Origin of the sequence: Candidatus Ruminimicrobium bovinum (genome assembly GCF_902760015.1) — a bacterium.
GTDB classification, from domain to species: domain Bacteria; phylum Elusimicrobiota; class Endomicrobiia; order Endomicrobiales; family Endomicrobiaceae; genus Ruminimicrobium; species Ruminimicrobium bovinum.
In genome coordinates this window covers 1-12,786 of sequence record NZ_CACWEU010000228.1, presented here as the reverse complement: position 1 = coordinate 12,786, position 12,786 = coordinate 1, and the positions used below count along the sequence as shown (strand labels likewise).

Annotated in this window: 8 protein-coding genes and 1 tRNA gene; 8 read left to right on the top strand and 1 reads right to left on the bottom strand. The window is 30.1% G+C overall.

The genetic code is table 11. From position 1 onward, the window contains the following. A partial coding sequence (gene purB / locus ACMUOV_RS07690) for an adenylosuccinate lyase (RefSeq protein ID WP_413854550.1) occupies positions 1-1,155 on the top strand: 1,155 nt, incomplete at its 5' end. Between the two features lie 59 nt (positions 1,156-1,214). Then, positions 1,215-4,427, top strand: coding sequence for a cellobiose phosphorylase (locus ACMUOV_RS07685; RefSeq protein ID WP_413854549.1), 3,213 nt, complete (start codon positions 1,215-1,217; stop codon positions 4,425-4,427). A gap of 51 nt (positions 4,428-4,478) precedes the next feature. On the opposite strand, the gene ACMUOV_RS07680 is transcribed toward ACMUOV_RS07685, so the two are convergent. Next, on the bottom strand, positions 4,479-6,755 hold the full coding sequence (locus tag ACMUOV_RS07680) for a hypothetical protein (RefSeq protein WP_413854548.1): 2,277 nt from the start codon (positions 6,753-6,755) through the stop codon (positions 4,479-4,481). A gap of 200 nt (positions 6,756-6,955) precedes the next feature. Between ACMUOV_RS07680 and ACMUOV_RS07675 the strand changes: the two genes are divergently transcribed. The 6 genes from ACMUOV_RS07675 (at position 6,956) to rfaD (ending at position 12,515) form a co-directional block, all read left to right on the top strand. After that, positions 6,956-7,027: transfer RNA gene (locus ACMUOV_RS07675), tRNA-Met, on the top strand. A 26-nt stretch (positions 7,028-7,053) separates the two neighbouring features. Next, positions 7,054-8,034 (top strand): NAD-dependent epimerase/dehydratase family protein, encoded by a 981-nt coding sequence (locus ACMUOV_RS07670; protein ID WP_413854547.1) that lies wholly within the window; start codon positions 7,054-7,056, stop codon positions 8,032-8,034. Between the two features lie 29 nt (positions 8,035-8,063). After that, positions 8,064-9,395, top strand: coding sequence for an aminotransferase class I/II-fold pyridoxal phosphate-dependent enzyme (locus ACMUOV_RS07665; protein ID WP_413854546.1), 1,332 nt, complete (start codon positions 8,064-8,066; stop codon positions 9,393-9,395). Further along, the gene (locus ACMUOV_RS07660; RefSeq protein ID WP_413854545.1) at positions 9,380-10,507 is read left to right on the top strand and encodes a hypothetical protein; all 1,128 of its coding nucleotides are present in this window, start codon (positions 9,380-9,382) and stop codon (positions 10,505-10,507) included. The genes ACMUOV_RS07665 and ACMUOV_RS07660 overlap by 16 nt, the downstream gene beginning before the upstream one ends. Before the next feature lie 3 nt (positions 10,508-10,510). After that, the gene (gene rfbB, locus ACMUOV_RS07655) at positions 10,511-11,488 is read left to right on the top strand and encodes a dTDP-glucose 4,6-dehydratase (RefSeq protein ID WP_413854544.1); all 978 of its coding nucleotides are present in this window, start codon (positions 10,511-10,513) and stop codon (positions 11,486-11,488) included. Positions 11,489-11,555: 67 nt separating this feature from the next. Then, positions 11,556-12,515: an ADP-glyceromanno-heptose 6-epimerase gene (gene rfaD, locus ACMUOV_RS07650; RefSeq protein WP_413854543.1), complete on the top strand. Its 960-nt coding sequence runs from the start codon at positions 11,556-11,558 to the stop codon at positions 12,513-12,515. Positions 12,516-12,786 lie beyond the last annotated feature (271 nt).

Sequence of the window (12,786 nt, the reverse complement as noted above, 5' to 3'; positions counted from 1 at the left end):
GTTAAGAAGAAGGCAAAAATAAATAAAGACAGAATTAATGAAATAGAAAAAACCGTTAAACACGATGTTATTGCTTTTTTAACAAGTGTTGTTGAAACAGTCGGTCCCGAAGCAAGATTTTTGCATATGGGTATGACATCGTCGGATGTTTTGGATACATCTCTTGCTGTTCAAATGAGACAATCATGCTTGCTTCTTATAAAAGAAACAAAAGAGTTAATGAAAATAACAAAAAAATTGGCTTTAAAATACAAGTATACACCGACAATGGGCAGGAGTCACGGAGTTCATGCCGAACCTACAACATTCGGTTTAAAGGTTGCAAATTGGTATAGTGAACTTAGCCGTTCACTTGACAGGTTAAATTATGCTTTGGAAACGGTAAGTTACGGAGCAATTTCGGGAGCCGTAGGAACATTTGCACATTTGAGTCCGAAGGTAGAAGAATATGTATGCAAAAAATTGAACTTAAAACCGGAACCTGTTTCTACACAGATTGTTCCAAGAGACAGACATTCAATATTTTTATCAACAATAGCACATGTAGGAAGTAATCTTGAGAGAATAGCACTTGAGATAAGACATTTACAAAGAACCGAAGTTGCAGAAGCCGAAGAACCGTTTACAAAAGGTCAAAAGGGCTCATCGGCAATGCCACATAAAAGAAACCCTATAATATCTGAAAATGTTTGCGGATTTGCAAGACTTTTAAGAGGTTATGCCGTAACAGCTATGGAAAATATTGCTTTATGGCATGAAAGAGATATAAGCCATTCGTCAACGGAAAGAATTATGCTTCCGGATGCAACAATGGGGCTTTTTTATATTTTAAAAAGAATGCAAACTTTATTGAGCGGGTTAAATGTATATCCTGAAAATATGAGAAAGAATTTGAATAAAACACAAGATGTTATATGTTCCGGAACACTTTTATTAACATTGGTTGATAAAGGTTTAACAAGAGAACAAGGATATGCAATTATGCAGCGGCTTGCATTTTCGGCAAGAGAAAAAAATATAAGTTTGGAAGAAGTTGCATTAAAAGATGAAGAAATAAGAAAATATATGAACGAAAAAGAAATAAGAAGAGATTGCGATTTATCGCCGCACTTTAAAAATGTAGATTTTATTTTCAAAAGAGTTTTTAAAAAATAAATTTTAATAAAAATTTTATTTTTAATTTATAATTCATAATTAAAAATCGAGAGGATAAAATGGCTAACAAATTTAAGTATTACCTTAACCAGGACGGAAGTTTTGTTATTGAAAATTATAATTTAGCACCGACTTTTTCAAGCTTTTTCCCAGGCATTTCCGGAGTAAAAGGCATTCCGATGTGGGCATATTATGTTAACAGAGGGCAGGGAATTTGTACATTCGGTATAAAAAATAAAAATTATGCGATAATGGAATTTTATCCTGCAAATGTAAGTTATAATTTGGTTAGCACTTTTGGTTTTAGAACTTTTTTAAAAATAAAAAAATCCAAAGAAACAGTTTGTTACGAACCTTTTAAAAATAACAGTGCCGATACAAAAAATATAAAACAAAATATGTATGTTTCCGCCTATGATTTAACGATAGAAGAAACAAATATAAAAATAGGTATAAAAACGACCGTTAAATATTTTACTTTGCCTAACCAACCGTTAGCAGGGCTTTTAAGAAAAGTTATCGTTGAAAATATTTCTAAACAAAATATGCAGATAGAAATTGTTGACGGTATGCCGAAAATTCTTCCTTATTATGTTAATTCGTGGTCACAAAAATATATGTCTACGACAATTCAGGCATGGACAAAAGTTGATAATTTCGATAAAACAGGAATTCCTTTTTATAAGTTAAAAGTTGAAACGGCAGACAGTTCCGAAGTTGTAGAAATTACTGAAGGTAACTTTTATTTCTCTTTGTTACAAGACAAAAAAGTAAAACAAGCCGATATCATAATTGATCCGGATATTTTATTCGGTTCCGATACAAGCTTTGTTTATCCCGAAAAATTGTTTAACGAAAATTTTGTGTATCCTAAAAAACAGTTTGCCGATAACAAGTATCCTACGGCTTTCAGTTATGCAAAACAAAATTTAAAAGCAAAGGAAAGTTTTAAAATATATTCCATAGTCGGTCACATTGAAAGTGTAAAATCTTTAAACGGTTTTGTTAAAAAGTTTGATGTGAAATATTTTGAAACAAAACAGGAAGAAAATAAAGTTTTAATAAATTCAATTACATCGAATATGGAAACTCATTCTTCAATACCGGAATTTGATATGTATTGCAGGCAAAACTATCTTGATAATGTTATGAGAGGCGGTCTTCCGATAGAGTTTAAATATAACGATAAATCCGCAATGTATTATGTTTTTTCAAGAAAACACGGAGATTTGGAAAGAGATTATAATGAGTTTCAGGTATCACCTAACTACTATTCGCAGGGCAACGGAAATTTTAGAGATGTAAACCAAAACAGAAGAAAAGATATTTTCTTTAATCCTAATGTAAAAGATAGTGCCGTAAAAATATTTTATAACTTGTTGCAAATAGATGCTTGTAATCCGTTGGTGGTTAAAGGAACACTTTTTGTTATAGATACAAAAAGTAAAGAATATAAAAGTATAATAAGTGATTTGGCAAGTAAAAAAGATGAAGAAAAATTGAACAATTTTTTCAAAAAACCGTTTGAACCGGGTTCACTTGCAACATTTATGGAATTTTCAAACATAAAAACAAAAATAAAATTTGAAGATTTTATTTCCAAAGTTGTAACAACGGCAAAAGCTCAAAACGATGCAAATCACGGTGAAGGTTATTGGGTAGATCATTGGAAATATAATTTTGACATTTTAGAAAGTTTTTTAACAATATATCCGGATAAGAAAAAAGAACTCTTTTTTAACGATAAATCTTTTATTTACTATGATAACGACCATTATGTTTTACCGAGAAACCAAAAATATGTTTTAACACCTAAAGGAGTTGTCCGCCAATATAATTCCGTAATAAAGTCGGATGAAAAGTCGGAACTTATAGCGTCAAGAAAAGTTAATCCTAACGCATTAAGAACAAATAACGGTAAAGGTGATATTTACTATACGACACTTGCTTCAAAATTTATAACAATAATGTCGGTAAAATTTGCAACTTTGGACAGTGAAGGTATAGGCATAGAAATGGAATCGGATAAACCCGGCTGGTATGATGCATTAAACGGACTTCCCGGGCTTTTCGGCTCATCAACTCCGGAAGTGTTTGAATTAAGAAAAATGATGATTTTCTTTGGAAATCTTTTAAAAGAAAATAAAAATGAAAAAATATTTGTGCCGGTAGAAGTTGCAAATTTGTTTAAAGGATTATGTAATTTATTAAAACAAAAATTATCAAGTTTCGATTTCTGGGATAAAGCAACAACATTAAAAGAAGCATACAGAAAATCCGTTATATTCGGCATAAACGGTAAAGAAGAACAAATAAATATAAATTCCGTAATAGAATTTATAGATAAAGCGGTAGCAAAAATAAATGCTGGGCTTAAAAAAGCCATAGATCCGAAAACGGGTTTGTATGTTACTTATTTCAGATATGAAGCAACAAAATTTCAAAAAAATAACGAAAAAAATTCCAAAGGATTACCATGTGTTAAAGTTTCAAAATTTCAAAGATATCCGTTACCTTTATTTTTGGAATCAGAAACACATTATATGAGAATGTCGGATAATAAACAAGAGGCAAAACAACATTTTGCCGCTATTAAAAAAAGCGGTCTTTATGATAAAGAACTTAAGATGTTTAAAGTATGTTCTTCTTTGCTTGGCGAATCTAACGAAATAGGAAGATCGAGAGTATTTTTGCCCGGTTGGCTTGAAAACGAATCCGTATTTATGCACATGGAATTCAAATATTTATTAGGTCTTTTAAAAGCAGGTCTTTATGAAGAATTTTTCTCATCAATAAAAACTTGTTTCCCGTGCTTTTTAAAACCTGAAATTTACGGAAGAAGTATATTGGAAAATTCTTCATTTATTTCTTCAAGTGCATTTCCGGATAAAAGGAATTGGGGCAGGGGGTTTGTGGCAAGACTCAGCGGTTCAACTGCGGAATTTATAGATATGTGGCTTACGATGATTTTAGGATATAAACCTTTTTATGTAAATGAAAGTAATGAACTTGTATTTAATTTAAAACCTGTAATATCATCGGAGTTTTTTGATAAAAAAGGTGAATTTAAAGCAAAATTATTTTCTGCAACGGATTTGGTTTATATAAATAAATCAAAGAAAAGTACGTATTTGCCGACTATGGAAATAAAGAAAATTGAAATTTTATGGAATGATAATAAAAAAGATATTATAGAAGGCGATATTGTTACAGGTAAAAAAGCTGAAAAAATAAGAGGAAAATTTGCAAAACAAATAGTTTGTATATTTTGAAATTGAAAGTTAAAAACAAAAAACAGAGATAATAAAATTATCTCTGTTTTTTTATTCTATAAATACCGTTTCATCTTTTGTTGTATCTTTGTCGGTGTTATCTTCATCAACTGTTGCAATACCGTCCTGACTGCCCAAATTCATAAGTCCGGAAACACTTTTTTTCAAAAAATTTGATGCCAAATTATTGAATAAAGATTGAGTCAATAAAGAAGTTACACTTCCTAAAAGACTAAGATTGCCGCTTGGTTCATTTATAGTTCCTGTTATTTTTATTGTAAGAGGCATAACACCGTCATCACTGTATTGCCTGCCGGGTGCAGCATTAACTTTCATTTTTAAACTTTCATCCGTAAAATTTATATTACCGCCTACTTTAAAAGAAAAAACATTTGATAAAAACGAACAATTTTGAAAGTTTGCAACTCCTTTAACAAAGTTTATTGCTGTTTCAAATTTTTCATAATCAAGTTTTCCGTTTATTTGTTCATGCTCTTCATTTTGTTCCGGTTCCGTATTATTGTTTTTTTCGTCGGAATTTGAAGCTACAACGCTTCCTATACTTTTTAACACGTCAAGAACATTCAAAGTATTTATAACTTTACTTACAACTACAAGAGAGGTAAACATTACTTTCATTAATGCATTTGAATCGGACAATTCATATAAATTCTTTATTGTTCCTTTTTCAGTAAAAAGAGCAATATTCCCGTGAGTTTTATCAAGTTTGGGTGTAATATCGGATAAATTTATTTTTAATGAAATATCGGAACCGGAAAACATGGAAGAGTTTAATTGTTTTATATCCGAATTGGCTTTTATATTTATTGTTTGTAACCATTCCGGAAAAGAACTTGATTTTGATTTATCTTCTTTAGTATCTTTAATTTTTGTTTCCTGTTTTTTGTTTTCTTTCTTTTGTGACGATTTAATATTTATTTTATCGGATTTGAAATTTGTTGTTATATCCATTACCTTATTTTTTAACGTATAATAAAAATTTACCGAAAAAGGGTCGTCATTTAATTTACCTGTTATTTGTTTGGATGAAATATCGGATAAACTTTTTATGTCAATTGTGGAATTTATATCCGTTAAAATTCCTGCTTGTTCTAAAAAAGCTCCGATTTGTATTAAATTAATAGTCCCGTCAACATTATCGTTTGTTAAGTGTATGTTTGTTTTTATATTACCTTTCGGTTGAAAATCTTTTATTATATCCGTAATTTCGGTTAATTTATCAAGTATAAAATCGGATGAAATATTAAAGTCATAAATCATTTTGGAATAATTCAAAAAACCTGTTATATCAATAACGGATGATAACATTTCAGCAGAGAAAATCTCTATGTTAATATTTTCTTTTTCTAAATTTGTTTTTATTTTTGATTGTAAAGATATAATAGGAATATTAAATTCCGTAATTGAAAAGCTTTTATCTTTCATTATATATTTTACCGTATCGGAAGATAAATCTTTTATTTTGATGTTTAAATAGATATTCGGGTTTGAAAAATTATTTATTTTCCCGGAAGTTGTAATGCTTGCTTTATCTGTTTTTATAAAAAATTTATTTATGTCAATAACGGCATCTTGTAATTGTAAATTATTTAAATTACAAACGGAATCAATGGTTATAATTATTTCCGGAATGTTTAATGTATCATTTACATCAGCGGATATATGAATATCGCTTTTTATATTGAAAGGGTTTGCTAACGATATGTTTGATATATCAATGTTGGAGTTGAAAATTTTAGCCGAAATATTTTCTTTATCATCGATATAAATAAACTCCAAATCTCTTATTTGAATAAGTTTACACATTAAATTCAAAACATCATCATCTTCTTGTTCTTTTTTAGGTTCTTCCGGCTTTTCTTCAGTTTCGGTAAATAAAGGTGCTTCCAAAATTTTTTCAAAATTGAATTTTTCTTTTTGATTTTTAGATATTGTTATTTGCGGTTTTAATATACTTATTCTAAAAATATGAATTTTGCCGAAAAGTAATCGTAAGGGTGCAAAATATAATGTTATTTCTTTTATGAAAACAAAATCTTTTGAATCTCCCTTTATTTTTACTTCAGCATCATTTAATGAAAAATAAAATAAGTTTGCCGATATTCTGTCAAAATCTAATTCCAAGTTCATTTGTTCATTTGCAAAAGATATAATTCTGTCTTTTACATGGTTTGATTTAAGAATATGAGTTAAGGAATAATGAACAAATATGCAAAAAATACATAAACATACAATTAATGAAATAAAAAATTTAAAAATCCGTTTTAATGTAAAAAATGAAATAACTTTACTTAATATTTTTTTCATAAATCACCTGATATTTTGTATAATACACTAAATATACAATAGAATAAAAAATATTTCAACTTTGCCTCTAATTCTTAAATCTTCCAATTATCTAATATTCCATACATGTTATTGACTTTTTATAAGTAAAAATATAAAATAAACAAATAGTTTTATTCTTTAATTCAATTGTTTAAATGTTTAAATAGTTTGTTGTAAACGGCGACGTAGCTCAGGGGTAGAGCAGAGGACTCATAAGCCTTTGGTCGGTGGTTCAATTCCACCCGTCGCCATTTTGTTTTGTATAGAGGTTATATTCATGAGAGTATTACTTACCGGTGCAACAGGATTTGTCGGCAGTCATATTCTTGAAAAACTGTTATCTGATAAAAATGAAGTTGTTTGTCCGGTTAGAAAAACATCTAATTTACATTATATAGAAAATTGCAATGCCGTAATAAAATACGGTGATTTGGATGATGATATGTTTATTGAACAATTGATTTCTTCCGTTGATGTCGTTGTTCATTGCGCAGGGTTGGTTAGAGCACTTAAATTTGATGACTACTACAAAGTAAATACCGCAATTACTGCAAAGTTGGTTGAAGCCGTAAAAAATAACAAAGAAAATATCAAAAAATTTATATACATTTCATCTCAATCGGCTGTCGGTCCCAGTTTATCAAATGTTCCAAAAGACTTTGGAAAAGAAGAACCTGTTTCCGATTACGGTAAAACAAAATTATTTGCCGAACAGGAAGTAAAGAAATTGGAGGGTTTTGTCCCTTATGTAATTTTAAGACCTGCCGCAGTATACGGACCGAGAGATAAAGATATATTCACGGTGTTTAAAATAGTTCATAATAAAATTTCTTTAAAAACAATTTCCAAACATTTTGTCCAAGTTGTTTATGTTGAAGATATCGCAAAAATTATATCGCAAATAATAAAATCCGAATCTTATGTTACGGATAATAAAATTTATTCTGTTTGTGACGGTAAAATTTATTCATGGAAGGATATTGCCGATACGATAGCTAAGGTTAATTATGTACCGATAAGATTTACTGTTCCGGTATTTGATTTTGTTTTTAAACTTGCCGGTATATTTTATAATTTTATAGAAATGTTTACTAAAAAACCGCAAGTTTTAAGTGTTCAAAAAGTAGGTGAAATTTTAAAAGAAAATTGGATTATAGGTAATGAGAAAATTGTAAGCGATATAGGTTTTGAATTTGAAAAACTTGAAACGGGCGCAATAAAAACATACAATTGGTATAAAGAAAATAAATGGTTTTAGTTTACTAAATTTATGTATGGGAGTTTTTAATGTCTAATGATATTTTTGAAAAATGTATAAAATTTACTGCAGTAAGAGATTTGCAATCGGCAGGTATATATCCGTATTTTAAACGAGTAGAAACCGTTCAAGGACCTGTTGTAAAAATTGACGGTAAAGAAAAAATAGTTTTGTGTTCCAATAATTATTTGGGGCTTGCGGATCATCCAAAAGTTATAGAGGGTTCTGTTGCAGCCGCAAAACAATACGGAACATCATGTACGGGTTCAAGATTTGTAAACGGAACAAATGATTTACATGAAAAAGTTGAAAGAAAGTTTGCAAAGTTTGTCGGCAAAGAATCTGCAATACTTTTTACTACCGGACATCATTCAAATTTAGGTGCGTTATCTTCTTTGGTAGGTAAAGGTGAATTTGTCGTTACCGATAAATTGGACCACGCTTCAATTATAGACGGATGCCGGCTTTCTTTCGGCGGTGAAATGTTAAGGTTTAGACATAATGATATGGGTGACTTGGAAAGACAGTTGATAAAAGTTCAGGCGAAAGGAACATCTGCGCTTATAGTTGTTGACGGTATATTCAGTATGGAAGGAGATATTGCAAAATTTCCGGAAATTTCCGCGCTTGCAAAAAAATACGGTGCAAGAGTTTATGTTGATGAGGCACATTCGCTCGGTGTTCTCGGGAAAAACGGGAAGGGTACAGGCGAGTATTTTAATATGGAACCAGAAGTAGATGTTTTAATGGCAACGGCTTCAAAATCTTTGGCTTCCATAGGCGGTTTTATTGCAAGCAGAAGTGAAGTTATAACTTATATTAAACATACGGCAAGGTCTTTAATATTTACGGCATCATTACCTCCTGCTTGTGTAGGTGCGATAGATGTTGCTTTGGATATTTTACAGAATGAACCTGAAAGAAGAGCAAAATTGTGGGAAAATACAAGAAAAATGAAAGAAGGGTTTCAATCGCTCGGCTTTGATACAAGAACATCGGAGTCTCCCATTATTCCCATAACCGTAGGTGAGGACATGAAAGCTTTTCAAATGTGTGCAATGTTATTTGATGAAGGTATTTTTGCATCACCCATAGTAAGCCCTGCAGTTCCTGAAGGGCAGGCAATAATAAGAACAAGTTATATGGCAACTCATACTGATGAACACCTTGAAATGATTCTTGATAAATTTGAAAAAGTAGCAAAGCAACTCGGAATAATTCCCGGTGGCAGTATAAGAAAAAAAATGGCAAAATCATCTTATAATATAAAAAACAGAAGATGGAGTTTTTCTTTCTCCGATAATAATAAATTTGCTACTGCCACAAAAAGATGGCTTAAAAATTTGTGGTTCACAAAATAATGGTTATTACCGTAAAAAAAATAAGTTTTAAGCAAATTGATATTTTTATAAATTTTCAACATAAACTTTATAAGAATAATCCTTATTGGGTGCCGCCTTTAAAATCGGAATTGAAAAAAACTTTGTCTGATAAAAATCCTTATTGGAAACATTCAAAAAAACAATTTTTTGCCGCATATAATCAAAATAATGAAATAGTCGGAATTATTGCAGGTATAATAGATTATAATTATATTGATTTTCAAAATGAACGGATAGGCTTTTTCGGATATTTTGAAACCGTTGATGATGTTTCGGTTGCAAAGGAATTATTTAAAAGTGTTCGAATTTGGCTTTCCGAAAACAAAATAAATAAAATGATGGGACCGATGAATCCGTCGACGAACGATGAAGTCGGTTTTTTATATGAAGGTTTTGACAGCAGTCCTAAATTGTTAATGCCTTATACTCATAAGTATTATTTGAATTTAGCGGAAAAATGCGGTTTAAAAAAGATTAAAGAACTTTATGCTTATAATATTCCCGTTGCTTTAGATGATAGAATGCCAAGACTTACAAAAGCATTAAAAATAGTTCAAAAAAGAAATCCTAATATAACAATAAAAGCTTTTAATAAAAAAAATTTTAAGAAAGAACTTGAAGATATAATTGATGTATATAATTCCGCTTGGGAAAAAAATTGGGGCTTTGTCCCTTGGACAAGAGAAGAATTTGAAGCCATAGCAAACGATTTAGTGGATTTGGCAGATCCTAATATTATAATGCTTGCTTATGACGGAGATAAAGCAATAGGAATGCTTATAGCGGTTCCGGATTATAATTATGTGTTTAAAAAAATGAACGGAAGCTTGTTCCCTGCGGGAATTTTTAAATTTTTATATTATAAAAATAAAATTAAAGATTTACGTCTTATGATAATGGGTGTTCGAAAAGAATATAGAAAAAAAGGAATAGAAGCTTACATGGCACTTGAAGCTCTTATAAATTCGGTTAAAGGCGGTTATCAAAATTGCGAGCTGTCATGGATTTTGGATGATAACATTATGACACAAAGAACTGCCGAAATGATGAGCGGAAAAATTTATAAAAAGTATGCAGTCTACGGAGATTAGAAAATGAAAAATATTTTAATTACCGGCGGTGCCGGCTTTATAGGAAGCAATTTCGTCCGTTATATGCTTAATAAATATAAAGATTATAAAATTGTTAATCTTGATTTATTAACTTATGCGGGGAATATAAAAAGTTTGGATGACATAAAAGATAATCCTAATTATTTATTTATTAAAGGTGATATTGCAGATAATAAATTGGTTGATAAAACAGTTTTTGAGAATAAAATAGATGTTATCATAAATTTTGCAGCAGAATCTCACGTGGACAGAAGCATAACCAATCCCGATATTTTTATAAAGACAAATGTTTTGGGAACACAAAATTTACTTGAAGTTGCAAAAAAATATAAAATAGAAAAATTTTTTCAAATATCAACGGATGAAGTTTACGGTTCACTCGGAAAAACAGGTTTCTTTACGGAAAAAACACCGTTAAGTCCTAACAGCCCGTATTCTGCAAGTAAAGCAAGTGCCGATTTGTTGGTAATGGCATATCATCATACTTTCGGATTACCTGTTAATATTACAAGATGTTCAAATAATTACGGACCTTACCAGTTTCCGGAAAAATTAATTCCGTTATTTGTAACAAACCTTATGGAAGGTAAAAAAGTTCCTTTGTATGGCGACGGTTTAAATATAAGAGATTGGCTTTTTGTAGAGGACCACTGCAGTGCAATAGATACGGTTTTGCATAAAGGTAAAAACGGGGAAATTTATAATGTCGGCGGAAATAATGAAAAGACAAACAGATATATTACCGAAACGGTTTTAAAATATTTGGATAAAGATGAAAGTTTTATAAATTATGTTACGGATCGTTTAGGCCATGACAGAAGATATGCTATTGATGCAACAAAAATAAAAGAAGAATTGGGCTGGCAACCCGAATATAAATTTGAACAGGCAATAGTAAAAACAATAGATTGGTATTTGAATAATAAAAAATGGTGGCAACCTTTAAAATACAATTTATAATGTATAATTAAATGTGTTTTTGCAAAGCAAAAACTTAATATTTATAAAAATTTTATGGGAGTGAAATATGATAATACTTACCGGCGGTGCGGGTTTTATAGGAAGTTGTTTTTTATGGAAATTAAATCAGGAAAAAATAGACGATATATTGGTTGTTGATCATCTTGATAACGGTGAAAAATGGAAAAATCTTGTAGGAAAAAAGTTTTATGACTATATGCAAAAAGAAGATTTCCTTCAAGCCGTTAAAGATAAAAAAATTCAAAAACCGCAAGCTGTTGTTCATTTGGGTGCCTGCAGTTCTACAACACAAACAGATGCAAATTATTATATTCACAACAATTTTGAATATTCAAAAACACTTGCATTGTGGGCAATGGATTTGAATGTCCCTTTTATTTATGCATCATCTGCGGCGACTTACGGTAACGGAGAAAACGGGTATGATGATAATTGCAATATAGACAAACTTGCTCCGTTAAATATGTACGGATATTCAAAACAACTTTTCGATTTATGGCTTTTAAGAAATAAATATAATGATAAAGTTACAGGAATAAAATTTTTTAATGTATTCGGCCCTAATGAATATCATAAAGGTTCAATGAAAAGTGTTATATGTAAAACTTATGATGATGTTGCACAAAAAGGTATTATAAAGCTTTTTAAATCTTATAACAGTAAATATGCGGACGGAGATTCTTTAAGAGATTTTGTTTATATAAAAGATGTGGTTGAAGTTATGATGTTTTTGCTAAATAATCCTAAAAATACGGGATTGTTTAACATAGGAACCGGAAAAGCAAGAAGCTGGAACGATATTGCAAAATCAATGTTTGCGGCTGTAGGTAAACAAACAAATATTGAGTACTTTGATATGCCTGAAATTTTAAGAGGAAAATATCAATATTTTACCGAAGCAAAAATGGATAAAATAAGGCAGGCAGGTTGCAACCATAAATTTATGGAACTTGAAGATTCCGTAAAAGATTATTGCATCTATTTAAAAAATAAAAGTTACTTATAATTTGTAAGATTTTTTTAAAATGTATAGTGTAAAATGTAGAATGTATAATGTCGGAAAAATTCACTTTGTTAATTTTAATTATTTATTAGATTTTTTGCCGTAGCAAAAAATACCTAATTATACATTGTAAATTATAAATTGGAGTTTGTATGAATTTATTAAAAAAAGTTTTAAGTTTAAAAAATAAATCTATTTTAGTTGTCGGTGATACAATGGTTGACAGGTTTATTTGGGGAAAAGTTTCAAGAATTTCTCCGGAAGCTCCCGTTCC